The sequence below is a fragment of the Pseudoduganella rhizocola genome (assembly GCF_045984285.3).
In the GTDB taxonomy this organism is placed as follows: Bacteria; Pseudomonadota; Gammaproteobacteria; order Burkholderiales; family Burkholderiaceae_D; genus Rugamonas.
This window is the reverse complement of sequence record NZ_JBJQIK030000015.1, coordinates 1-23,250: the sequence shown is the minus strand read 5'-3', so window position 1 is coordinate 23,250 and position 23,250 is coordinate 1. Positions and strand designations below refer to the sequence as shown.

The 23,250-nt window shown below is 64.6% G+C and carries 19 protein-coding genes; 2 read left to right on the top strand and 17 right to left on the bottom strand.

Translation table 11 applies throughout. The annotated features are described in order from the left end of the window. Window positions 1–8: 8 nt before the first annotated feature. Window positions 9–1,064: a pseudaminic acid synthase gene (pseI, locus tag ACJRPG_RS23265; protein WP_408002490.1), complete on the top strand. Its 1,056-nt coding sequence runs from the start codon at window positions 9–11 to the stop codon at window positions 1,062–1,064. Here the strand turns inward: pseI and ACJRPG_RS23260 are convergent, their stop codons facing one another. The 14 genes from ACJRPG_RS23260 to pseB are packed head-to-tail and all read right to left on the bottom strand — an operon-like array spanning window position 1,065 to window position 14,188. Continuing rightward, window positions 1,065–2,057 (bottom strand): 3-oxoacyl-ACP synthase III family protein, encoded by a 993-nt coding sequence (locus ACJRPG_RS23260; protein WP_408002489.1) that lies wholly within the window; start codon window positions 2,055–2,057, stop codon window positions 1,065–1,067. It abuts the gene before it with no gap. Next, window positions 2,047–2,724, bottom strand: coding sequence for an MBL fold metallo-hydrolase (locus ACJRPG_RS23255; protein WP_408002488.1), 678 nt, complete (start codon window positions 2,722–2,724; stop codon window positions 2,047–2,049). Before ACJRPG_RS23255 ends, ACJRPG_RS23260 begins: the two co-directional genes overlap by 11 nt. Window position 2,725: 1 nt before the next feature. After that, window positions 2,726–3,418: an SDR family oxidoreductase gene (locus ACJRPG_RS23250; RefSeq protein WP_408002487.1), complete on the bottom strand. Its 693-nt coding sequence runs from the start codon at window positions 3,416–3,418 to the stop codon at window positions 2,726–2,728. Beyond that, window positions 3,408–3,704, bottom strand: a complete 297-nt coding sequence (locus tag ACJRPG_RS23245; protein WP_408002486.1) for a hypothetical protein — start codon at window positions 3,702–3,704, stop codon at window positions 3,408–3,410. The genes ACJRPG_RS23250 and ACJRPG_RS23245 overlap by 11 nt, the downstream gene beginning before the upstream one ends. Before the next feature lie 11 nt (window positions 3,705–3,715). Further along, entirely contained in the window at window positions 3,716–4,486 is a 771-nt protein-coding gene (locus ACJRPG_RS23240; RefSeq protein WP_408002485.1) for an AAC(3) family N-acetyltransferase, read from the bottom strand. Continuing rightward, window positions 4,483–5,835 carry a class I adenylate-forming enzyme family protein gene (locus tag ACJRPG_RS23235; protein WP_408002484.1) on the bottom strand — a complete coding sequence of 451 codons (1,353 nt, stop codon included), beginning with the start codon at window positions 5,833–5,835 and terminating at the stop codon, window positions 4,483–4,485. Before ACJRPG_RS23235 ends, ACJRPG_RS23240 begins: the two co-directional genes overlap by 4 nt. After that, window positions 5,828–6,784: a class I SAM-dependent methyltransferase gene (locus ACJRPG_RS23230; RefSeq protein ID WP_408002483.1), complete on the bottom strand. Its 957-nt coding sequence runs from the start codon at window positions 6,782–6,784 to the stop codon at window positions 5,828–5,830. The genes ACJRPG_RS23235 and ACJRPG_RS23230 overlap by 8 nt, the downstream gene beginning before the upstream one ends. Beyond that, window positions 6,781–8,088 (bottom strand): DUF4910 domain-containing protein, encoded by a 1,308-nt coding sequence (locus tag ACJRPG_RS23225; protein WP_408002482.1) that lies wholly within the window; start codon window positions 8,086–8,088, stop codon window positions 6,781–6,783. The genes ACJRPG_RS23230 and ACJRPG_RS23225 overlap by 4 nt, the downstream gene beginning before the upstream one ends. Window positions 8,089–8,099: 11 nt before the next feature. After that, the gene (locus ACJRPG_RS23220) at window positions 8,100–8,348 is read right to left on the bottom strand and encodes an acyl carrier protein (RefSeq protein WP_408002481.1); all 249 of its coding nucleotides are present in this window, start codon (window positions 8,346–8,348) and stop codon (window positions 8,100–8,102) included. Further along, window positions 8,345–10,126, bottom strand: coding sequence for an HAD-IIIC family phosphatase (locus ACJRPG_RS23215; protein WP_408002480.1), 1,782 nt, complete (start codon window positions 10,124–10,126; stop codon window positions 8,345–8,347). Before ACJRPG_RS23215 ends, ACJRPG_RS23220 begins: the two co-directional genes overlap by 4 nt. Next, on the bottom strand, window positions 10,126–11,313 hold the full coding sequence (locus ACJRPG_RS23210) for an SDR family oxidoreductase (RefSeq protein ID WP_408002479.1): 1,188 nt from the start codon (window positions 11,311–11,313) through the stop codon (window positions 10,126–10,128). Before ACJRPG_RS23210 ends, ACJRPG_RS23215 begins: the two co-directional genes overlap by 1 nt. A gap of 18 nt (window positions 11,314–11,331) precedes the next feature. Then, window positions 11,332–12,033 (bottom strand): pseudaminic acid cytidylyltransferase, encoded by a 702-nt coding sequence (gene pseF / locus ACJRPG_RS23205; RefSeq protein WP_408002478.1) that lies wholly within the window; start codon window positions 12,031–12,033, stop codon window positions 11,332–11,334. Then, window positions 12,030–13,190, bottom strand: a complete 1,161-nt coding sequence (gene pseC / locus ACJRPG_RS23200) for a UDP-4-amino-4,6-dideoxy-N-acetyl-beta-L-altrosamine transaminase (RefSeq protein WP_408002477.1) — start codon at window positions 13,188–13,190, stop codon at window positions 12,030–12,032. The genes pseF and pseC overlap by 4 nt, the downstream gene beginning before the upstream one ends. Further along, the gene (gene pseB / locus ACJRPG_RS23195; protein ID WP_408002476.1) at window positions 13,187–14,188 is read right to left on the bottom strand and encodes a UDP-N-acetylglucosamine 4,6-dehydratase (inverting); all 1,002 of its coding nucleotides are present in this window, start codon (window positions 14,186–14,188) and stop codon (window positions 13,187–13,189) included. Before pseB ends, pseC begins: the two co-directional genes overlap by 4 nt. A 256-nt stretch (window positions 14,189–14,444) precedes the next feature. Here pseB and ACJRPG_RS23190 point away from each other — a divergent pair, with 256 nt between their 5' ends. Beyond that, window positions 14,445–17,207 (top strand): O-linked N-acetylglucosamine transferase family protein, encoded by a 2,763-nt coding sequence (locus ACJRPG_RS23190; RefSeq protein ID WP_408002475.1) that lies wholly within the window; start codon window positions 14,445–14,447, stop codon window positions 17,205–17,207. A 3-nt stretch (window positions 17,208–17,210) separates the two neighbouring features. Here ACJRPG_RS23190 and ACJRPG_RS23185 read toward each other — a convergent pair whose 3' ends face one another. The 3 genes from ACJRPG_RS23185 to ACJRPG_RS23175 form a co-directional block, all read right to left on the bottom strand. Next, window positions 17,211–18,572: an HlyD family type I secretion periplasmic adaptor subunit gene (locus tag ACJRPG_RS23185; protein ID WP_408002474.1), complete on the bottom strand. Its 1,362-nt coding sequence runs from the start codon at window positions 18,570–18,572 to the stop codon at window positions 17,211–17,213. Then, window positions 18,545–20,683 carry a peptidase domain-containing ABC transporter gene (locus ACJRPG_RS23180; protein WP_408002473.1) on the bottom strand — a complete coding sequence of 713 codons (2,139 nt, stop codon included), beginning with the start codon at window positions 20,681–20,683 and terminating at the stop codon, window positions 18,545–18,547. Before ACJRPG_RS23180 ends, ACJRPG_RS23185 begins: the two co-directional genes overlap by 28 nt. A gap of 153 nt (window positions 20,684–20,836) precedes the next feature. After that, the coding region (locus ACJRPG_RS23175) for a beta strand repeat-containing protein (RefSeq protein WP_408002472.1) at window positions 20,837–23,250 on the bottom strand (2,414 nt) is incomplete at its 5' end.

The window sequence follows — 23,250 nt, the reverse complement described above, 5'->3', positions numbered from 1 at the left end:
CAGCAAACATGCATATTGGTAAATTCCCCATCGGCCCCGAACACCGTCCCTTCATCATCGCGGAGATGTCCGGCAACCATAACCAGTCGCTGGACCGTGCCCTGGCCATCGTCGATGCCGCCGGCAAGGCGGGCGCCCATGCGCTGAAGCTGCAGACCTATACGGCCGACACGATGACGCTGGCCGTCAAGGAAGGCGAGTTCTTCATCAACGACCAGACCAGCCTGTGGAAGGGCAACAGCCTGCACGACCTGTACAAGCAGGCCTACACGCCGTGGGAATGGCATGCGCCCATCATGGACCGCGCGAAAGAACTGGGCATGGTGTGTTTCAGCTCGCCGTTCGACGAGAGCGCCGTGGACTTCCTGGAAACCCTGGACGTGCCGGCCTACAAGATCGCCTCTTTCGAACTGATCCACCTGCCCCTGATCCGCAAGGCGGCCGCCACCGGCAAGCCGCTGATCATGTCCACCGGCATGGCCACGATGGCCGAGATCGACGACGCCGTGCGCGCCGCGCGCGAAGCGGGCTGCAAGGACCTGATCCTGCTGAAGTGCACCAGCAACTACCCGGCCACGCCGGAAAACAGCAATGTGGTCACGGTGCCGCACCTGCGCCAGATCTTCGGCTGCGAGATCGGCCTGTCCGACCATACGATGGGGGTGGGCGCGGCCGTGGCCGCCGTGGCGCACGGCGCCACCGTAGTGGAGAAGCACTTCACGCTGGCGCGCGCGGATGGCGGCGTGGACAGCACCTTCTCGCTGGAACCGCATGAGCTGGAATCGCTGGTGATCGAAACGGAACGCGCCTGGCAGTCGCTGGGCCATGTGTCCTATGGTCCCGGCGCCAGCGAGCAGAAGTCGCTGGTGTTCCGCCGTTCCATCTACATCGCGGAAGACCTGAAGGCCGGTACCGTGCTGACGGCGGAAAATATGCGCTGCGTGCGGCCGGGCCTGGGCCTGCCGCCGAAGTACTATGAACTGCTGCTGGGCCGCACCGTGAACCGCGACGTCAAGAAAGGCACGCCGATGAGCTGGGACCTGCTCGGCGGCGGCCAGCAGTAATCAGCGTTCGTAGTAGGGGGTCACGGCGTAGATGAAGCCGGCCCCCACCGAAGCCAGCAGCACCTTCTTGCCCTTGCCGATCAGGCCGGCCCGGTAGGCGTCGTACAGTACGGTGCCGACCGAGGCTTCCGCCGTGTTGCCGATCTCGGCCACATTGTTCAGCGACTTGCTCATCGGCACTTTCAGGCGGGCCATGCAGTATTCGATCAGGCGCAGGTTGGCCTGGTGGAACAGGATCAGGTCCAGGTCCGCCACCGTCCAGCCCAGGTCGTCCATCGCGCGCCGGATAATCTTCGGCAGCTCCACCACCACTTCCTTCCACACGCCGAGGCCGGTGTGCTCGTAGTACAGCGCCTTCGGTTCATTGGCGAACAGCTCCGGCGTGTGCGGGTAGCTGGAACCGCCGCCGCGCAGGCGCACCAGTTCGTAGTTGCGGGTGTTGCTGTTGAAGTAGCTCGGCAGGAAACCGGAATCGGCGTCCGTATCATCGCGGTGCAGCAGCACGGCGGAGGCGGCGTCGCCAAAGAAATAGGCGCTGTTCTCGTCATGCGGGTCGACGAAGGGCGACTGCTTGGCCACGCCGACCACGGCGATGGTGCGCATAGTCGGATTGCCGATCAGCAGCGAGCGGGCATTCTCGATCGCCGCCTGCATGCCGGCGCAGTTGGACATCAGGTCGAACGCCAGCGGCGCGCGCAGGCCGAGGCTCTGCACCAGCTTGAGCGCCGTGCTCGGGTACAGATAGTCGCCGGTAAAGGTGGCGACGATCACGCCGTCGATGCTGCCGCGCTCGATGCCGGACAGGGTGATCGCCTCTTCCAGCGCCTTGTGGCCCATGCTGGAAGCGGTCTCGTCGCCCGCCAGGTGGCGCTTCTCGATGCCGGTCTTGTGCACGATGTCGGCCGCCGGAATGTTCAGGCGGGCCGCGACGGTTTCGGTCGTTTCGAAGGCCGGCGGCACGTATTTGCCGGCGCCGATAATCTTAATGCCCATGGCTTTCCTTTTGCTGGACGTAAGCCCACTTCTTGTTGTGTTCAAGTTCGGCGGCCACCGTGGTGGCGTTGCCGTGTCCCGGCAGTATGACAGTGTCGGGACGGAAATCCTGCCGCACCTGGTCGATGAATTCCTTGAATTCGGCCGTGTTCTCGCGGCTGTCGAACATGGTGATGGTCAGCTTGTGGTGCAGGGTAAGGTCGCCGCTGATGATGAAATCGCGGTCCAGGCCGTACAGATAGCTGCTGCCTTTCGTGTGGCCGCCCACATGGCGCAGGCCCAGGCCCCAGCCGCGCAGGAAACCCACCAGCTCCTCGCTGTAATGGGCCATCGGCGGCACCTCCATCTTCTTCTTGAAGATCATCAGCGAATAGGTCTTGGCGCGCTTGAGCTCGTCGAAATCCTTCTCGTGCACATAGAGCGTGTCGACCAGGCCGCTCTCCACCATGCCGGCCGCGCCGGACACATGGTCGAAGTGGCCGTGCGTGGTCAGCATATGGCGCAGCTGCAGGCCGTGCTCGCGCAGGTAGGCGATGATGACATCGGCCTGGTCGGTGGGATCGACCAGCAGCGCTTCCGTGCCGTTCTGGATGATGAAGCAGTTGGTCTTCAGCTCGTTGAGCAGCAGGCGGTGCACCGCCAGATGGGCGTTCTGGTAAATCAGCACCTCAGACCCCGCCGAAATACAGGGTCTGGCCCCCGATGTCCTTGCTGTTGGCAGCAAAGAATTCGATGGCGGCGATGACCTCGTCCAGCGGCGCGAACTGGCCATGGGGAATCAGGCCCAGCACCTTGTCCTTGTTGTCGCCGACGATCTGGTCCAGCATGCCGCTGGGGAAGGCCGACAGGCCGATATTATTGACGTGAACGCCGAAGCGGTGGCCTTCCTTGTTCAGCACGCGCGAGAAAGCCTCCAGCCCGCTCTTGGTGGCCGAATAGACGGAGTCGCCCACCACGTTCAGCTTGGGCGCCATCGACAGGATGTTGACGATCTGGCCCGCCTTGGACTGGATCATCTTGCGGAAGATGGCCTTGCTGATCAGCATGGGCGCGGTCAGGTTGACGGCCACCATGGCGCTGATATCGCTATTCTTCATCACGCCCAGCGGCAGCGAGGTCAGGATCGCGGCATTGTTGACCAGCACGTCGATCACGGGGAAATCCTTGCCGATCGCGCGCATGGCCTGCTGGATCGATTCCTCGTCCGCCAGGTCGCAGGGATAAAAGGCAATCGCCGGATCCAGCTGCTCGCCGGGGCTGCGCGCCAGGGTGATAACGCGGTTGTCCTGCGCCCAATGGCGGGCCAGCGCCAGGCCGAGGCCGCGCGTGGCGCCGGTGATGAGGATAGTCTTATGCTTCATCCACTTTCGCCAGTACCAGCTCGGCCAGCGATTCCGCGTTTTCGAACGGGGTGCGGCCTTCGGTGACGATGGCGTCTTCGTCGATCACCTGGATTTCCTTGCCGGTCTGGTCCATGACGAACTCTTCGACCTTGATGATCAGGCCCACCAGCGCCAGCGAGTCGATGATGCTGCCGCCGCCGAACAGGACCGTCTTGCTGTCGACAGCGCTGCCGTCGATGCCATTTTCCTCGCAGATCACCTTCAGTTCGGTCAGGATGACGTCGATCAGTTCAGCTTTGTTCATGGTTCTTCCTCTTATGGGTGATAGGTCTTGCGGGCGCAGTACAAGGGATCGGCCTGCAGCCTGTGCAGGAAGCGATTATGCGTGGCCTGAATGCGGAATGCAAACAGGTTCGCCCCTTCCAGCTTGTTCAGCTGCACCAGGCCGTCGGCCACGAAATCGTCCCAGACGTGGTCCCAGGCGTTGTCCCAGGCATAGCCCTCGCCGATCTCGCGCACGAACATTTTATACGGGCCGGGACGGGCTGCCCCCGACGCGTCCGTGACGCTGCCAGGGAATTCCTTGTAGAAACGATAAGGCACCTGCGCCACTTCTTCCGTATGGTGCAGGAAAGTGGCGCCGCCCTCGAATTCCGTGCCCAGCGCCAGGTTGATGGCGTCCATCTCCAGCAGCAGCTCGAAAGGCGAGCCGGGGCCGAAGGAGGACAGGCCCGCGCAGGCGGTGAATTTGGCGGCCAGCGGGCCGCGCACGGCCAGCGAATGGAAGGGGTGGATGGTGCGCTGCACACCCGGCAGCTTGCGGAAATATTCGCTCAGCGCGCCGGTTTCGGCCTTGCTCTCGTAATAGTCCCATACGCGGCTGCGGCCATAGCCGAAGGTGAAAGCGGGCATCAGGATGGTGGCATCGGGCCCCAGCGCCTGCTCCAGGCAGGCCATGGCGCCCGCGGCGCCGCCTTCCAGCAGGCCGAACTTGAGCAGCGAGCTGTGCACCACATAAACGTGGTTGCGCGGCAGCGCCATCGCTTCCAGCGCGGCGAGCAGCTGGGCCTTGCTGGTCTTCTTCATTGGGCGGTGCGCACTTTCTTGAAGCGGTCGTTGACGAAGTTTTCCCACTCGAAGATGAACTGGCTCGGCACCTTGAATTTCTCAAGATTGGCCTGGCAATGCTGGCGGATCTGCTTCTGCGCTTCCGCCTTGTCGATGCTGCCGTTCAGCAGGATGTAGGAAATGACGATCTGGCCCATCAGCGGATGCTTCTTGCCCTTGACGAAAGCGTCATCGACGAAAGGCAGCTGCAGGATGCAGTTCTCCACCTCGCTCGGGTAGACCTTGAGGCCGCCGACGTTGATGATGTCGGTCTGGCGGCCGAGGATCATCAGCCATTCGCCGTCCTGGCGCACCAGGTCGTTGGTGCAGAACCACTCGTCATTGTTCTCTTCCAGGCGCAGGCCTTCGGGCGTGAACAGCACCTTGCCCAGCAGGTTGGACTTGGTCTTGATCCACAGCACATCGTCGACGATCTTGTGCTGCACGCCCTTGTCGATGAACTTGATCCACAGGCTGTCGTTGGAGCGCGACTTGATCTGCAGCACGCCGGTTTCGGACAGGCCATAGGTCTGCTTGAAGATGCACTTCGGCAGCACTTCGTTCAGCTTCTTCAGCACGGCTTCGCTCATCACCTCGGTGCCGTAGCTCACCACCTGCAGCGAAGACAGGTCGTAGGTCTGGTAGGCCCGTGCCATCAGCAGCTGGGACAGGAAGCTCGGCGTGGTCGGCAGCAGTTCCACCTTATACTTCTGCACCGCCTGGCAGACCAGGTCCACCTGGCGTTCGGCCACATTGACGGCGGTGCCGCCGCGGAACAGCAGGAAGAGCACGGTGTTGATGCCGCCCATATGGTCGAACAGCAGGAAGCAGATCGAGCTGATCGGCTCCTTCTTCTCGATATAGCGGTAGCACAGGGAATCGATATCGTGCAGGATGGCCTTCGGCACGCCGGTGCTGCCGGAGGTGAACACGATCAGGGCGCCGCTCTCCTGCGGCAGCGTGCTGCGCCACTCGCTGTCGCGCGTGCCGCCGCTGACGGCCTGCACGGTACTGCCGGCATAGGTGTCGATCAGGTAGTCGGGCGCCAGCTGGTCCACATACTTGCCCAGCTTGGCGTGCGCCTCGCGCGTGAGCGGAATCACGGTGGCCTTGCAGAAGAACAGCGCCAGCATGCTGGCCAGCGCGTCGAAGGAGAATTCGCCGATCAGCGTCACCACGTCGCCCTGGCCCACGCCGGCGGCGCGCAGCGCGCTTTCGCGCTCGGCCACGGCCGACTGCAGCTGGGCGTAGGTGTATTCATTGCCGTCCGAAACGATCGCGATGCGCGATGCGTGTTCGGCCATGCGTTCCCGCAGTACTTCAAACATGCTTGGCTCCTGCCCGGCGGCACAGCGCGCCGTAATTGATTTCAACCTTGCGCTCGGTCCACTCTTCGCGCGGAATATGGTCTTCCACCGGCAGCACTTTTTCGTGGATGATCTCCAGCCCGGCTTCCGCGATATGGGCGCGCATGGCCTCCACCGAGTCGTACAGCCAGATATGGTCGACCGAGGGCGCATTGGCGCAGGTGGTGAGGAAGACGTGGCCGGTATCGCCGATCAGGCCGGCAATGGTCCGCATCATCGACAGCGGGTCTTCCAGGTGTTCGATCACTTCGTTGATGACCACCAGGTCGTAAGCGCTGCCGCCCACGAATTCGCGCACGTCCTTCAGGTGGAAGTCCACGTCATGGCCCGGTGCGAACTCGGCCACCACGCGCTGGCTCAGGCCAAGCGAGATGGCGCTGATATCGACCACGTCGAAATGCGCCTGCGAGAAGGTGCGCAGCGATTCGGCCAGGTGCAGGCCGTGGCCGGGACCGATTTCCAGGTAGGTTTTCACCTTGCCGGCCGCTTCCAGCTGGCCGATGGTGTCGATGAAGTAATCGAACAGGCCGTAGTGGTTACGCCACAGGAACTGCGACATGGCGAGGCCGTAGACCATGGCCTCCATCTCTTTTTCCGAGTGGTAGACGCGCTGCGCCACCTCGGCAAAGGAGCTGGAGCTGTAGCGGCCCGTCTTGCGGAACTTGATCTGCTCCAGCAGCATGTCCTTGCACAGCTTGTTGTAGCAGTCCGCTACTTTCTCGACGGCGATGCCGTGTTTGGCCAGCAGCTGTTCGAAGTGCTCGGAGAAGCTGGCCACGCGCTGCCAGAACACGGGGTCGGGCCGCGCCAGCACACTGGCAATCATCTTGCGTTGCAGGGGATTGCGGGCCTGGATCGCGTCCACGATCCGCATGAAAACGGCGTCCGGCCGCAGGGCTTGCTGAGTCATAATGCCTCGTTCGCATCGGCCAGGACCAGCAGCTGGTGCGCTTCCAGGTCCTGTGCCATCTTGTTGACTTTCCAGTAGGGCAGCTTGATGCGCTGCGATACCTCGAACAGATCGGTCTTGCCGTCGCAGTAGGCCAGCACGTTGACGATGTCGAGCGCCGTCAGGCCGATATCGCGCGTGCTGGTGTTGGCGTACAGGCCGCGCTTGCCCAGCTGCGGCTCGCACAGCACGGTGTTGCGCAGGGTGCGGTTGGAGTCGATCACTTCCAGCACCTGGCGGAACAGGTCGAAGCCGCCCTGCAGGCCTTTCGCCGTCACGAAGTCCAGGTCGTCCAGCGAGGTATGGTATTCCGGATACTCGGCGTATTTGCTGCGCATCAGGGAAGCGATCGGCAGGTCCACGCCGGGATAGCAGTACTGGCGCTCATCGCTGCCGCGTTCGAGGAAGGAGTACCACTTGTAGTCCGGCGCGATCTGCTTCATCACCGCCTCGCCGACCCGGTCCGACATCGTGGTGCCGTCGCGCGAAGGCATGAAGGAGTAGGCCCGTTCGTCGCCGATGCAGTTGACGATGAAGCCGGCCTTCACATGCTTTTTCAGGTGGGCCAGGTGGCGCGACAGGTAGCAGATGGAGCCGATCGTCTCGGGGATGAAGACCAGGCGGTAGGTCTTGTTGCGCTTGGGCAGGCTCTTCAGCCATTTGGCCAGGTGGATCGTCACGCAGGGGCCGGACAGCTCATTGTTCGCCATCGAGGGATGGCAGACATAGGTCGAGAGCAGCACCTCGTCTTCCGTCTCGCCCGGAATCACCAGGTCGGCATAGGTAAGGTGGCCGTCTTTCAGCTCGCTGTCGACGACCACGCGGTAGGTCCCTTCCGTCAGCGTGTCGCGCTGCAGCTGGGTCATGCAGAAACCCCAGGTGCGGCGGTAGTAGGACGTCACATAGGGAATCGCCGCCGGCAGCTCGGGAATCGAGAACAGGTGGGGCTGCAGCTCTGCCAGCGTGAGCGTGCGGTCCACCGGCTCGGAATAGCCCAGCACATGCAGGTTGTTTTCCGTAAAGCGGCAGATCTTCTCGCCCTGCGGCGTTTCGATCCAGGCGTCGCGGCAGTTCCATTCCTGCGGCAGCAGCCAGTCGAAGCACGGCGTGCCGGACGGCACCTCGTGGATCTGCAGCTCCGGCACATGCTCCTTGAGGATGGCCAGCGTCTGGCGCACGCCGTCGCCGGTCAGGCTGCGCGGAATCGGCCACAGCCGCCGCGCCAGCGCATGCATCTCCTCGCCGATGGCGGAAAAGTCGCTCACCTTGTTTACCCTTACTTAGCGAGTTTTTCTTTGAGATAGGAACGGATCAGCTCATAGCTGATGAGCTCGACCGCTTCGTCGTCCTGGAATTCGATGCCGAACTCTTCTTCCAGCGCCACCACCAGGTGCATGTGGTTGACCGAGTCCCAGCCCGGCACGTTGTCGACGCTGGCGGCCGGCGTGATGGTGCTGGCGTCCACGTCGAAGATGCTGGCCAGCAGGTCGGTCAGCTTCTGGTCCAGTTCGGTGCTATTGCTCATTCGGATGCTCCCTTCAGTTGAATATGTGGCGGCTGGACATAGGCCAGCTGCGCGAGTTCGGCCTGATAGCGCTGCTCGCCGGCGGGACCGTCGGGCAGGCGCTGCAGCCCCAGATCATCCCACAGGCGTTCCACCAGCACGTTCTTGGCGCTGCGCAGGAACTCGGCATGCACGGTCTGCACGCCGTGGCGCTGGCGCAGCAGTTCCAGGCACTGGTGGAAGAAGAAATGCTCCAGCTCGCGCTTGATCACGCGGCAGCTCATCAGGAAAGTGTCGATAAAGGCGCCGCCCTTGCCGTCGAGGCGGGCGATGCACAGGTTGGTGATGCCCAGGTCGCCGAAGCGGTCGGCCACGCGCATGCTGCACACCAGCACGTCCGGCGCCGCCAGCATGGCCTCCATGTCCTGGATCGTGTAGCGCACGGTGCGCACGTTGAACTGGTTGGTCTTCTGCGTCAGCTGCGCCAGGCGCTCCAGCTGCGCGGCCTCGTCGACGAAGATTTCGACCGTGGTGCCCAGCGACAGCAGGAACTCGCCCATGTCGGCGAAATTGCCGCCCGCCTCCTGGCGCGCTTCGTTTTCCTGGTACTGCGCTGCCTTGCGGCCGTCTTCCTCGGTGCGGTGCGGAATGAAGAACAGGTCTTCGGCCTGCCAGATGAACTGCAGGTCCATCGGATTGGGCGGCACCTGGATGATCGCCAGTTCCGGCATCGCCTGTTCCACCAGGCCCACTTCCACATGGCTGTCGTCGATGAAGACGAAGTTGTTCAGGCCCAGCTGCAGGGTCTGCGCGATATCGGCGATATTGTCGGCCTTGTTGTTCCAGTTGGCGCGGATGCAGGCGAAGTGTTCCCGCTTCAGCAGGCTGTGCGGATGTTTGGCGAACACTTCCAGCACGTCCGCCTCATTGTTCTTGCTGCAGATGGCCAGCAGCACGCCCTGGCGGTGCAGCTGCAGCAGCCAGGACTGGAATTCATAGAAGGCCACGCCCGGATAATGGGTGGCGTCCAGCGCAATGCCGTCCATGCCGTCCTCGCCGATCACGCCGCCCCACAGCGTATTGTCGCAGTCGAGGATCACGCATTTCTTCGACAGGCCGTAGTGGGCGCCGATGATGGTGGCGATATCGCGCGCCAGCCAGGACAGGAAGGCCGACTTGAAGGGCGCCTTGGTCTGGTGCCACAGCTTGTTGTCCAGCGACTCGTGCAGGCCCAGCAGGGCCACGATGCGGTTCACGTCGAGCAGGAAGAACTGGCGGCTGTGCGCGGCCACGAAATCGGCCAGCGTGCGGTTCAGCAGGGCCACCTTGTTCGACAGGCCTTGCTCGCCCTGGCGCCGCGTGTCGCCCGGCGGCAGCACGAAGTCCGTGACCAGCACCGGTTTCTGCACGCGCTCGCTGATCTGGACCAGCAGCTCGTTCAGCGCGGCCACGGCGGCCGCCGCATCCCAGGCGCCGGCCAGGTAGTCGCGCACGAAGAGGCGCAGGTCCAGGCTCAGCACCACGAAATCGGCGCCGCCCGTGTACAGCTCGGACGTGGGATCGAGTACCGTCTGCGTCACCACATTGAAGCCGCTGAACTGGATCTCCGGCCGCAGGCGCTTGGCCATCAGGTGGTAGGCGAGGAAGGTGTCGATGCCGTTCATCGTGTAATTGCTGAGGCAATACACTTTCGGCGCCGGCCCCTGCCAGTCTTCCTTGCGCCACTGGTTGACGGCTTTCTGCACCGCCACCCGCTTCTGCAGCTCCGGCGAAAACGGTTCGAAGGCTGGAATGCGCATCAGAAGATACCGCCGTTCACGCGCAGCACCTGGCCGCTGATCTGGCCCGCGCCCTCGCCGGCGAGGAAGGCCACGGTGGCCGCGATATCGGACGGCGCGGCCAGGCGGCCGCTCGGCGTTTTCATTTTCAGCAGCATGCGCTGGCGTTCCGGCATGTCCACCGTCATATCGGTTTCCGTCAGGCCCGGCGCCACCGTATTGATGCGCACGCCCTTGCTGCCCAGCGAGGCCGCCAGGTTGCGCGTCATCAGGTGGATGCAGCCCTTGCCGAGGTTATAGCCCAGCCATTTCGCCGGCGGGTCGTAATCCACCACCACCGAACCGATATTGATGACGGCGCCGCCGCCTGCCGTTTCGAACAGGGGCAGGGCTTCCTTGATGCACAGGAACATGGAGCGCACCGGCGGCAGGAACTGGCTGCTGAACTGTTCCCAGTCCAGCTCGAAGAAATCGGTCTCGTGGATGGACGGCGCGGCATTGTTCACCAGCAGGTCCAGGCGCTGGTGGCGCAGGCGGATCTCGGAGAAGATCTGCTGCACGGCCTTCTCGTCGAAGGCGTCGCCGCGCACCAGCTCGCCATTGCCGCCGGCCGCGCGGATCTCGTCCAGCACGGCCAGCGCCTTGCCTTGCGAGCTCTGGTAGTTGATGTAGACGAAGTAGCCCTGGGCCGCGAGGCGCTTCGCAATCTCGGCGCCGATCCCGCGCGAAGCGCCCGTCACCAGGGCCACGCGCATGCCCGGCGCCGGCGCCGCGGCCGGCGTTTCCACCGCCGGTTCCGGCCAGCGCACCACGCACTCGCCGCGGATCACGGCGCGGTTCAGGTGGTTGCGGATATCGATGCCGATGGTCAGCAGGCGGTTGCCGACGTGCAGCTTGCGGATCTCGGCCGCGATCTCGATGCGGTCTCCCACGCGTACCGGCGACAGGAATTCAATCTTCTGCGACACCCACAGCGCGCCCGGCCCCGGCAGGTGCTTGCCGATCACGGTGGAGATGAAGGAGGCCGTCAGCATGCCGTGCGCGACCGGCGTTTTCACCTGCGTTTCCGCGGCGAATGCGGCATCCACGTGCATGGGATTGTCGTCGCCCGTCAGCTCGACGAAACGGTCGATGTCGCGCTGGCTGATCTGGTGGCTGAAGCTGACCGACTGGCCAACGTGGAAACTTTCGATATCGGGTAATGGCATAAACCGCTGTCCTTCTTGTCAGTCCGCGAGTTCCTCGCGCGCGGCGGCGTACATCAGTTCGGCGCGCCGCCAGTCTTCCAGGGTGTCGATGTCCTGCACCAGGTGGCGCGGCAGCAGCACCGGCAGCGAGACCGGCGAGAACAGCACCGCGTCCTGCAGGTAAGCGTCCGCACGGCCCCAGTAGAACTGGCCCGCGTCGTGGAAGGCTTCTTCCAGGTCCTGGGACCGCGTCAGGCGGTGTTCGGGCGCCAGCGCTTCCAGCGCGCCGTCGCTCCGGATGCGCAGCGCACGCTGGATCGGGAAGGGAAAGCTCGTCACCGAGAAGGCGAACTGCTTGTCCGCCTGCTGCGCCAGGCGCTCGTAGCCTTCACGCAGGTAGCGTGCCTGCACGAAAGGCGCCGTGGCATAGATGCAGCAGGCATAGTCGACCGGGAAGCCGTGCTCGCGGTGCCAGGCAATTGCATGTTTCACCACCATATTCGTGGTGGCGTAATCGTCCGAAATATCGGCCGGTCGCAGGAAGGGCGTTTCGGCCCCGTACTGGCGCGCCACGGCCGCGATCTCTTCATCGTCGGTGGAGACCACGATGCGGTCGAACAGGCCCGTGCGCTGGGCCGCCGCAATGGAATGGGCGATGATGGGCTTGCCCGCGAAGTCGCGGATATTCTTGCGCGGGATACGCTTGCTGCCGCCGCGCGCAGGAATCACGCACAGTTTCACGCCAGCGCTCCGCGCACGGCCGCCACCACGGTGTCCTGTTCGCTGTCGCTCAGCGCGGCGTACATCGGCAGGCTGATGGCGCCGGCGTAGTAGCGTTCCGCATTCGGGCACAGGCCGGCCTGGAAGCCCAGCTTGCGGTAGTCGGGCTGGGTGTAGACCGGAATGTAGTGCACGTTGACGCCTATGCCGGCCGCGCGCAGCGCATCGAACACGGCGCGGCGGCTCCTGCCTGCCGCTTCCTCGTCGATCCAGATGGGGTACAGGTGGAAGGCCGACTTGCCGTCCGGGTGCTGCAGCGGCGTGCGGAGCGGCAGGCCCTGCAGCAGGCGGTCGTAGCGCGCGGCCAGTTCACGGCGGCGTGCCACGAATTCGTCGATGCGGCTGAACTGGCTGTTCCCCAGCGCGGCCTGGATGTCCGTGATGCGGTAGTTGTAGCCCAGCAGGGCCTGCTCGTAGTACCAGGGGCCTTCGTCCTTGCGTTCCAGGTCCTCCGCCACGCGGGTCATGCCGTGCGAACGCAGCAGGCGCAGGGCCTTGCTCAGCTCCGGCGTCCGGCACATCACCATGCCGCCTTCACCCGTGGTCAGGATCTTCACCGGGTGGAAACTGAACACCACCATATCGCTGTAGCGGCAGTTGCCGATCTTGCCGCCCAGGTAGTCGCCGCCCACCGCGTGCGAGGCGTCCTCGATGATGCGGAAGCCGTACTCGGCGCCCAGCGCCGCGATGCCCTTCATGTCCGGCGACTGGCCGGCGAAGTGCACGGGGATCACCACGTCCGGCAGCTTGCGGCCGGCAGCGCGCGCCTGCTCCAGCTTGGCCTTCAGCGCCGGCACGCTCATATTGTAGGTGTCGCTGTCGGTATCGACGAAATCGACATCGGCGCCGCAGTAGCGGGCGCAGTTGGCCGAGGCCAGGAAGGTGTTGGCCGCGGTCCAGACCATCTTGCCCGGACCCACATCCAGCGCCATGCAGGCAATGTGCAGGGCGGCCGTGGCATTGCACACGGCCACGCCATAGGCCGCGCCGCAGTAGGCGGCGAGGTTCTGCTCGAAGCGGTCGATCTGCGGGCCCTGGGTGATGAAGTCGGAACGCAGCACCTCAACGACTGCGGCGATATCGGCTTCCGAAATCGCCTGGCGGCCGTAGGGAATCATGCTTCCACGCCCGATTTGATCATGGCGCGGATCTGCTCCACGTTGATGAAGTCGGTATTGGTGCCGGAGCTGTACTCAAAGCCTTCCGGTACCGGCGTGCCCTGCTCGCCGATATTGTTCAGCGCGAAGTCCACCGGCACCGCGAAGGAGATGGTGGGCTTGATGACGTAGTGGTCGTGGAAGCCCAGCGTGAGGTGGGAATCGTCCTGCGGGCACATCACCTCATGCAGCTTCTCGCCGGGGCGGATGCCGATGATCTTCTGCGGCATACCGGGCGCCAGCGCCTCGGCCAGGGCAGTCACGGTGGCCGACGGGATCTTCGGCACGAAGATCTCGCCGCCGTGCATGCGCTCGAAGTTCTTGATCACGAAGTCCACGCCCTGCTGCAGCGTGATCCAGAAGCGGGTCATGCGCGCATCGGTGATCGGCAGCTCGGTGGCGCCTTCGCGCAGCAGCTTCTGGAAGAAGGGAATCACGGAACCGCGCGAGCCCATCACATTGCCGTAGCGGACCACGGCGAAGCGGGTCTTGCGCAGACCGGCCATATTGTTGGCGGCGACAAACAGCTTGTCCGAGGCCAGCTTGGTGGCGCCATACAGGTTGATCGGGTTGGCGGCCTTGTCGGTGGACAGGGCGATCACGCGCTCCACGCCGCAAGCGAGGGCGGCATGGATCACATTCTCCGCGCCATATACATTGGTCTTGATGCATTCCAGCGGGTTGTATTCGGCGACCGGCACGTGTTTCAGCGCGGCCGCGTGGATCACATAATCGACGCCTTCCATGGCCTGGGTCAGGCGCGGCTGGTCGCGCACGTCGCCGATAAAGTAGCGCATTTGCGGCGCGTTGAAGGTCTGCGCCATTTCATACTGCTTCAGCTCATCGCGCGAATAAATAATGATCTTCTTCGGCGAGTAACGCTCCAGAATGGTTTTGGTGAACTGCTTGCCGAAGGAACCAGTACCGCCGGTAATCAGAATAGTCTTATTGTTAAGCATTGCATCTCTTCCCGTTCAATTGCGATGAAGTCATCATTCGGCACCTTGCCACAGTCTCTTATTATGCCGCGTCCTGCGGGCAGGCGGTATCTGAATTTGCACGGTAATCCCGGCTTTGTCCCGGCGATGGAATTGCGCGTCCTGAAAACGACAAATTAAAAGCATTAAATGCCAAGCCGGGACAGCGATATTCCGCCCGCCGCACATTCTTTTCGCTAAAATGATGCGGCCTCTTTCATAACCATTCCGCTCATTCATGGCAATTCACGCAAGCATTCCCCCGGACCTGGCCCAGCATGCCGAACTGGCAGCGAAGCAGATCGCCGCCGGCACCCTGTCGCTGGTGGACCTGTTCCAGATTACCCATGCGCTGAACGAGCATGGGCGGCAGGAAACTTCGATCCAGCTGTTCCGCAGCTGGCTGGCGACGCCGTCGCCCCTGGCCTATGCCGCCTGGTTCAACCTCGCCATCCTGCTCAATGCGCGCGGCGATTTCGGCGGGGCGGAAGCGGCTTACCGCAATGCCGTGGCGCAGAACCCGCGCTTCTGCGAAGGCATCCTGAACCTGGGCACCCTGCTGGAGCGCACCCAGCGGCAGCAGGAGGCGCTGGACACCTGGCGCCTGATCGGCAACTTTGCCGACCCCGCCAACCCGGGCGAGCGCAGCTTCCTGACCCAGTCCCTGAACAACCAGGGCCGGCTGCTGGAAATCATGCGCGACTTCCCGGCGGCCGAGGAAGTGCTGACGCGCAGCCTGCACCTGAACCCGGAGCAGGACGACGTCATTACGCACTGGGTGCACCTGCGCCAGAAGCAGTGCCACTGGCCGGTGTTCAGCACCAGCGCCAGCGGGGTACCGGAAGCACGCCTGATGCACGCCGCCTCGGCGCTGGGCATGCTCAGCGGTTCGGGCGATCCGGCGGTGCAGCTGGCCACGGCGCGCCGCTTTATCCGCGACAAGGTGCAGGTCGACCTGCCCCAGCTGTCCAGCCCCACCGGCTACCAGCACAGCCGCCTGCGCGTGGGCTACCTGTCCTCCGACTTCTGCGCCCATGCGGTCTCGATCCTGACCGCCGAACTGTACGGCCTGCATGACCGCCAGCGCGTGGAAGTGTTCGGCTTCGACTGGAGCAAGGACGACGGCACTCCGATGCGGGCCCGGGTGCTGGCCGGCTTCGACCAGCATATCCGCATCCACGAACTGAATGACGAGGAAGCGGCACGCCTGATCCGCTCGCACGAGATCGATATCCTGGTCGACCTGCACGGCCTGACCAATGGTGCGCGCCCGAATATCCTGTCCTACCGCCCGGCCCCGGTGCAGATCACCTGGCTCGGCTTGCCGGGCACGACGGCCCATCCGCACATCGACTATGTGATTGCCGATCCCTTCGTGCTGCCGCCGGAGCTGGAGCCCTATTTCACCGAGAAGCCGCTGCATATGCCGCGCACCTTCCAGATCAACGACCGCCAGCGCGAGATCGGCGTGAAGCCGACGCGCGAGGCGAACCGGCTGCCGGAAGACGCCTTCGTCTTCTGCGCCTTCAACAACTGCTACAAGATCACCGAAGACGTGTTCGGCGCCTGGATGCGCATCCTGCGCCGCACCGAGAACTCGGTGATCTGGATCATGGCCGATAACGACGAGGTCATCACCAATCTGCGGCGCCAGGCCGAGCTGGCCGGCGTGGCGGCGGAGCGCCTGGTGTTCGCCGGACGCGCCCTGCCGCCGGACTACCTGGCGCGTTTCCAGATTGCCGACCTGTTCCTGGATACGGCCCCCTTCAATGGCGGCACCACGGCCAGCGATGCGCTGTGGGCCGGGCTGCCGGTGCTGACCTGCTCCGGCCGCACCTTCTCCTCGCGCATGGCGGGCAGCCTGCTGAACGCGGTGGATCTGCCGGAACTGATTACCTTTACCCTGGCTGACTACGAAGAGAAGGCTGTGGCATTGGCGCAACATCCGGCGCGCATTGCGGCCATGAAGGAGCAGCTGGTCACGCGCCGCATGGAATGCGCGCTGTTCGACACGCCGGCCTTCGTACGTGAACTGGAAGACCGCTTCGAGGAAGTGGCCCTGGGCAGCCGGGTGCCGGTCGACAGTGCGGCGGCGCAGGCGCGCTCCGACCTGCCGCTGGCCTCGGTGCTGATGGCGGTGGCCGATGCGCCGGAAAAGACCCTGCAGTCGTTGCACAGCGCACTGGCGCAGAACTATGGCCACGTGGAAATCATCATCAGCGACGCCAGCGCCGGCGAGGACACGGCGGAACTGCTGGCGCCGCTGCTCGCGCGCCATGCCCATGTGCGCTACTGGCGCGCCCCCGGCCTCGATCCCCTGGCCAACCAGCGCAATGCCTACAAGCTGGCGCAGGGCACTTTCATCTGCTTCCTGGCGCCCGGCGAAGTGCAGCATCCGCACAAGCTGCAGTACATGATGAGTTACGCGCTGACCCAGGGCAATGTGGGCCTGGTCAGTGCTTTCTGCCAGCCGCTGGACGCGGAAGGCAACTTTGCCAGTTCGGCCGAGGGTCCGCTGTACGCGGCGGAAACCCGTATCGGCGGCGTGTCGCTGGGCGATATGATGCTGTCCAACAGCCGCAATATCGCGGGCAGCGCGGGCGCCGTGCTGTTCGCCAAGCTGGTGGCCGGACCGCGCTACGGGGAATTCCTGGGCCGTGAATACCAGTACCTGCCGGAGGTGGCGAGCTGGCTGTCCGTGCTGCACCGCACCGACTGCGTCTACCTGCCGCAGGCCCTGAGCTTTGCGCCGCAGGCCGCGGCCCCGGCCACGGCGCCGATCGGCGAAACCATCGAATGGCTGCAGCTGTTATGCGATGCCCACCAGCATGGCCGCTTCCAGACCAACCGCGCCCTGCTGCATCCGGTGCTGGCCAGCAAGCTGGTGACGGCCCAGCTGCAGCTGGCCGCCGCGCATGAGCAGATCAAGCAGGGGGTCTACGAACTGGAGCGCATTCACGCGCTGATCCGCCAGGCCAACACCATCCTGCTGGCGCCCTGAGGCTCAGGGCTCGCGCAGCGATTCGTTGAGGGCCCGGGTCAGCGGCCACATGAGGTAGGACATCACCGTGCGCTTACCGACCACCAGCTCGGCGGTCACGGTCATGCCGGGCAGCAGGGTGGCCTTCTCCGGCATATTGCGCAGCTTCAGTTCGCCGAACTGGATACGGCTCAGGTAGTAGGCATTGGTGCCTTCGCCCGGATTCACGTTCTCGCGCTTGAAGGCGTCGGAGCTGACGGTGCGCACCTTGCCGTCGATGGAACCATGGCGCTGGAAGGGGAAGGCGTCGAATTTCAGGTGCGCCACATCGCCCGGCTTGATGCCGCCCACATCCAGCGAATCGATTTCCACTTCCGCTTCCAGCTTGGCGCCCAGCGGCACCAGGGTAAACATCTGCTCCGCGGCCTGGGCCACCGACCCCTGCGACAGCTTGCCCACATCCAGCACCACAGCGTCGATCGGCGCCGTCAGCTGCACCAGCTGGTGGCGCTTGTCGGCCTTGGCCAGCTGCTCGCGCAGGCTGTCGCGTTCGCGGGTGGCGCTCAGCAAGTCTTCCATCGCCTTCTGGCGCCAGCTCTTGGAGAAGGCGGCGCGCTCGGCCACGGCGGAGGCCAGCTCGCGCGACATTTCCACATCCTTGTTGCGGGCCAGCAGGGCCTGGCGCTCGACTTCCAGGCGGCGGTCGCGCGCTTCCAGCAGCTGCATGCGGGCGCCGTAGTTGGAGTCGATCAGGCTCTGCTGCATGGCCTCGATCTCGCGCAGCGACTTCACCCGCTCTTCCAGCACTTTCTCGTCGCGGCGGTTGGTTTCGATGCCGGCCTTCAGGCGCGCGATGTTCTCGTCGATCTTGCTTTTCTGCGCCTCGTAGTTGGCCTGGCGCTCGGCCGCCAGCCGGTCCTGCAGCTCGGTATCGGCATCGCGCTTGCCCTTCTCCGGCGCGGCGCCGCCGCCCAGCAGCTCGCGTTCGAGGCGGGCCGCCTGCGTCTCCAGGCTGGCCAGCTTGACGCGCAGCTGGGCGTCGTCGGCCTGGGCGAAGGTGGGGTCCAGCATCGCCAGCACCTCGCCCTTGCGCACCACCTGGCCGGGCCGCACATTGATGCTCTGCACGATCGAGGTTTCCAGCGGCTGCACCACCACATTCTGCTGCGGGTTGACCAGGCGCCCATGCGCGATCACCACCTTCTCCACCTTGGAGAAGCTGGCCCAGACGATGAACAGCACCAGGGCCAGCACCAGCAGGTGCAGGGTGCTGCGGATATAGCGCGGCAGCGGCGCGCGCTCGATGGCGTCGGCGTCGGGCAGGAAGTCGATTTCGGTGCGGCCGCGCGGGCCGGACTTCACAGGTGGCTTGTCTGTTGGTTCCATAGGTGCTGATAGGTGTCGCTGGTCTGCAGCAGCTGTTCGTGGGTGCCGGCATCGACCAGGCGGCCGCGCTGCATGACGAGGATGGCGTCGGCATTGACCAGGGTGGACAGGCGGTGCGAGATCATCACCACGGTGCGGCCCACGGCGATCTTCGACAGGTTGTTGATGAAGATGGCTTCGCTTTCCGGATCCAGCGCGCTGGCCGCCTCATCCAGGATCAGGATGCGCGGCTTGGCCAGCAGCGAACGCGCGATCGACAGGCGCTGCTTCTGGCCGCCGGACAGGTTGGAAGCGTTTTCTTCCAGCGGCGTGTCGTAGCCCTGCGGCAGGCGCTCGATGAACTCGTCGGCGCCGGCGGCAGCGGCCGCTTCGGCGATCTCTTCGAAGGTGGCGTCCGGCTTGGTCACGGTAAGGTTCTCGCGCACGGTGCCGCGGAACAGGAAGTTCTCCTGCAGCACGACGCCGATCTGGCGCCGCAGGTGGGACAGCTCGATTTCGCGCGCATCGATGCCGTCGAAACGGACGATGCCTTCCTTCACCGGATACAGGCCCTGGATCACCTTGGTCAGCGTGGTCTTGCCGGAGCCACTGCGCCCGACGATGCCGACCACGGTGCCCTGCTTGATGGTGAAGGCGGTGCGGTCCAGCGCATTGGCCTGGGCGCCCGGGTAGCGGAAGGTGACGTCCTCGAACTTGATCTCGCCGTTCAGGATGGGGCGCAGGCCGCCGGCGCCGACGCGGCCTTCCGGCGCGCGGTTCATCACCTCGCCCAGCATGCGCACCGACAGCGCGGTTTCCTGGTAATCGTTGATCAGGCCCACCAGCGCGATCAGCGGCTGGGTAACGCGCTGCGACAACATCTGGAAGGCGATCAGGGCGCCCACCGACAGGGTCTGGTCGAACACGCCCTGGGCGCCGATGGCGATCAGGGCCACCGGCAGCAGCTTGCCGAGGAAGTCAGTAATGGCATTGCCGGTGACGGAGACCTGGCCCACGCGGAAGTGCATGGTGATCGATTCGGCCGAGCGCTGGTCCCACTCGCGGCGCTGGTTGGGCTCGATGGCAAGGGCCTTCACCGTGCGCATGCCGTGGATGGTTTCCACCAGCATGGCCTGGCGCGCGCCTTCCGCCTGGTACAGCTCCTGCAGCCGGCGCTGGAAGATCGGCACCATCAGCATCACGATGATGGCGATCAGGATGCCGAACAGCAGCACGATCATGGCCAGCTTGAAGGAGTAGGAGAACAGCACCGGGATGAAGACCACCAGCGCGATCAGGTCCAGGCCGGTCATGAACAGGCGCCCGGTGAGGAAGTTGCGGATCTTCTCCAGCTGCTGCATATGGCGCGTGATGATGCCGGCCGTCTGGCTCTCGAAGAAGTCGATCGGCAGCGACAGCAGCTGGGCGAAGGTGCGCCGCGTCAGGCGCATGTCGATCTTGTTGGAGGCGGCCAGCGTCAGCAGCTGGCGCACGTAGCCCAGGCCCGCTTCCAGCAGCAGGGCCATGACGATGCCGATCACCAGCACCCACAGCGTGGTCACGCTCTGGTGGGTCAGCACCTTGTCGATCACCAGCTGGAAGAACATGGGCGAGGCCAGCGCCAGGATGTGCATGGCAATGGCGGCAATGAAGATGTCGCGGAAGGCCGCCTTCTGTTTCAGGATTTCCGGAATGAACCAGCGCAGGCCGAAGGGCTGGTTCGGGTCGGACAGCTTGTGCTCGCGGCGCACGAACACCACCTCGCCCAGCCAGCGCTCGCAGAAGGCGTCGCGGCCCACCATGATGACGCCCGCTTCGCTGGCGGCCGGGTTCAGCACGCCGACTTCGCCGGCCTCGGCACGGGCGCCGGCCACGATGATCATATTGCCGTCTTTCAGGCGCGCCATCAGGGGGAACACGCCGTCCTGGGCCATCAGGTCGTCCCAGTCCAGGCGCGCGGCCTTGGCCTTCATGCCATTGTCGGCGGCCATGCGCAGCAGCAGGTTGTCGCCCGGCTCTTCGGCGCCCAGCGCGTAGTCGTCAATCAGGCGCTCGGGATTGATCTGCAAGCCATGGTGCTGGGCAATGGCCGCGAGGCATTGCACAGCGGTATGAGGGAACTTAGCTTGCATAGTGCTGGAAGGACATCAGGGGAATCCTCTTTGGCCAGATGAGTCTGGCGTGATTTTACAGGCTCGCCGCCGGGGCGCGTACAAAAAAAAACGGCAAGACCGAAATCCTGCCGCTTTGTCCTTCAACAGGATCCCGAAGGATCCTGTGAAAGCTTACTTGGGTGCTGCCAGGAAGCCGGCGGCGTGCTGGGCGCGCAGCGCTTTCAGCTCCAGCTCGCTGCCTGCCAGTTCGGCTGCCTTCAGCTTGGCGCCGGCGTCGAAGCGGTTCATCGCATCGGCCATAGTGGCCACCGCGCTGTTGATCGACGCAGGCTTGCTGCCCGGCAGTTCGAGGGCCTGGCCGGCCGGCAGCGCCGTGTTCTGGCCGATACCCGACAGTGCCTGGGTCAGACCGTTGACGTTGCTGCGCAGGTCGCCGTCGCGTTTCACCGCGAACCAGACGTCGCCCATGGCGTGGCTGTTGCCATCGGCCGTGGTGTAGCTGGAGCTCAGGCCGACAACGTTGCCGTTGTTGTTGGTCGCCGACTTCGTCGCATCCAGGCTCAGCGAGGTGATGCCGCGCTCTGCCAGGGTGGTGACTTCGCCGGCGGCGCTGATGCCGTCGCCGTTGGCGTCGACCCACACGCTCAGCTTGCTGTATGCCTCGTCCTTCGCATCCAGCACGCCGTCGCCGTTGCTGTCCAGGTCACGCATCGCCTGGTAGCCGTTGGAGGCCTGGGTACCGTTGCTCAGCTTGGTGGAGCTGCCGAACAGTTCGCTACCGTCGTTGATCACGCCGTCGCCGTTGCGATCCAGGACCAGCAGGCCGTCCTTGCTGTCAACCCAGCCGGTGGTCAGTTTCGAACCGGTGGCTTCCAGGTCGAAGCGGGTGCCGGCATCGATGCTGATGGTGCTGATGCCGTTGCCATCCAGGTCGAGGACCATCGGGGTCAGCGACTGCAGGGCCGCACGCTGGGCAGCGCTGAGGGCGCCGAACTGCGTGGTGGTCCAGGCGTGCAGCTGTACCGTCTGGATCGCGGCGACCTGGGTGGTGGTCAGCGCGCTGATCTGGTTGGTGGTCATCGCCTTGAACTGGTCGGTGGACAGGGCGCTGAAGGTAGTGGCCTTCAGGGCGCGCATATCGGCCGATTCCATCGCGGTGATGATGTCGGTCGCCAAGGCCTTGATCTGGCTCGACTGCAGAGCCGCGGCCTGGGCCGAGGTGAAGGCCACGACCTGGGCGCTGGTGAAGGCATCGATCTGGGCCGTGTTCAGGCTGTTGACCGTAGCCGTGCTCAGCGCCGACACCGCCTTGTCGCTCAGGCCAGCCAGTGCTGCGCTGGACAGGGACAGGATCGCTGCCGAACCGAGGCCGGTGATCTGCGTGCTGCTCAGGCCAGCCACCTGGCTGCTGGTCGCGGCGCCCAGGGTCGAGGCATTCATCGCACGGAACTGCTGGCTGCTCAGCGCGCCGAACTGCGTCGAGGTCAGCGCCACGATCTGGGTCGAGAGCAGACCGGCGATCGAGGCGGTGCGGATGGCGCGCAGGTCGGCCGTTTCGATGGCTTTCAGCGAATCGGTCGCCATCGCCGCAATCTGCGTGTTGCTCAGCGCAGCAGCCTGCAGGCTGGTCAGGGCGATGATGCGGTCGGTCGCCAGGGCGCCGCCGAAGGCCGCGCTTGCGATGGACGCGATCTGCTGGGTGGTCAGGCCCGACACCTGCGTGCTGCTCAGGCCGCCCAGCTGGCTGGTGCTCAGCGCGCCGATCATCGTCGCCTTCAGGCTGCGGATGTCTGCGCTGTCCATCGCGCCCAGGATGTCGCTCGACAGCGCGGCAACCGTGGTGGTGGACAGTGCGGCAGCCTGGGCCGTGGTCAGCGCGATCATCTGCGCCGAGCCGAGGGCATCGACTTGCGCCGAGTTCAGGCTGGCGATCGACGAGGTGCGCAGCGCTGCCACTGCAGCAGTGTTCATCTCTGCGATTGCAGCCGAGGCGATCGTGGCGATCTGGACCGAGCTCAGGCCGGCAGCCTGGGCGGTGGTCAGGCCAGCAATCTGGCTGGAGGTCAGCGAGAAGTCGGAGCCCAGGGCCGAGATCTGGCCGCTGGTCAGCGAATTCACCTGGTCCGAAGTCAGGTAAGCGAACTGGACGCTCGTCAGGCCGGCAATCGCCGCGGTGCTGATCGCACGCAGGTCAGCCGTCTCGAAGGCACGCAGCGAGACCGAGGACATGGCCGACAGCTGGGCATTGGTCAGGGCCGCCGCCTGTACGCTGCTCAGGGCCGTGATGCGGTCGCTCTGCAGGCCGTTGGCGAAGGCCGACGAGGTGATGGCGGCGATCTGGCCCGAAGTCAGGCCGGCGAACTGCGCCGTGGTCACACCGCTCAGCTGGCTGGTGTTCAGCGCGCCGATCAGCGTGGACTTCAGGGCACGGACATCGGCCGTATCCATCGTCGCGATGATGTCGCTGGACAGCGCCGCCACTTGCGTGGTGTTCAGCGCCGCGGCTTGCGCCGTGGTCAGCGCGATCATCTGCGCCGAGCCGAAGGCGTCGATCTGGGTCGAACCCAGGCCGGCGATGGTCGCGG

Bases quoted from the DNA above. Each gene is read 5' to 3' on its own strand.
- pseI (WP_408002490.1), top strand. From the start codon at position 9: ATGCATATTGGTAAATTCCCCATCGGCCCCGAACACCGTCCCTTCATC.
- ACJRPG_RS23260 (WP_408002489.1), bottom strand. From the start codon at position 2,057: ATGGGCATTAAGATTATCGGCGCCGGCAAATACGTGCCGCCGGCCTTC.
- ACJRPG_RS23250 (WP_408002487.1), bottom strand. From the start codon at position 3,418: ATGAAGCATAAGACTATCCTCATCACCGGCGCCACGCGCGGCCTCGGC.
- ACJRPG_RS23245 (WP_408002486.1), bottom strand. From the start codon at position 3,704: ATGAACAAAGCTGAACTGATCGACGTCATCCTGACCGAACTGAAGGTG.
- ACJRPG_RS23240 (WP_408002485.1), bottom strand. From the start codon at position 4,486: ATGAAGAAGACCAGCAAGGCCCAGCTGCTCGCCGCGCTGGAAGCGATG.
- ACJRPG_RS23235 (WP_408002484.1), bottom strand. From the start codon at position 5,835: ATGTTTGAAGTACTGCGGGAACGCATGGCCGAACACGCATCGCGCATC.
- ACJRPG_RS23230 (WP_408002483.1), bottom strand. From the start codon at position 6,784: ATGACTCAGCAAGCCCTGCGGCCGGACGCCGTTTTCATGCGGATCGTG.
- ACJRPG_RS23220 (WP_408002481.1), bottom strand. From the start codon at position 8,348: ATGAGCAATAGCACCGAACTGGACCAGAAGCTGACCGACCTGCTGGCC.
- ACJRPG_RS23215 (WP_408002480.1), bottom strand. From the start codon at position 10,126: ATGCGCATTCCAGCCTTCGAACCGTTTTCGCCGGAGCTGCAGAAGCGG.
- ACJRPG_RS23210 (WP_408002479.1), bottom strand. From the start codon at position 11,313: ATGCCATTACCCGATATCGAAAGTTTCCACGTTGGCCAGTCGGTCAGC.
- pseC (WP_408002477.1), bottom strand. From the start codon at position 13,190: ATGATTCCCTACGGCCGCCAGGCGATTTCGGAAGCCGATATCGCCGCA.
- pseB (WP_408002476.1), bottom strand. From the start codon at position 14,188: ATGCTTAACAATAAGACTATTCTGATTACCGGCGGTACTGGTTCCTTC.
- ACJRPG_RS23190 (WP_408002475.1), top strand. From the start codon at position 14,445: ATGGCAATTCACGCAAGCATTCCCCCGGACCTGGCCCAGCATGCCGAA.
- ACJRPG_RS23185 (WP_408002474.1), bottom strand. From the start codon at position 18,572: ATGGAACCAACAGACAAGCCACCTGTGAAGTCCGGCCCGCGCGGCCGC.
- ACJRPG_RS23180 (WP_408002473.1), bottom strand. From the start codon at position 20,683: ATGCAAGCTAAGTTCCCTCATACCGCTGTGCAATGCCTCGCGGCCATT.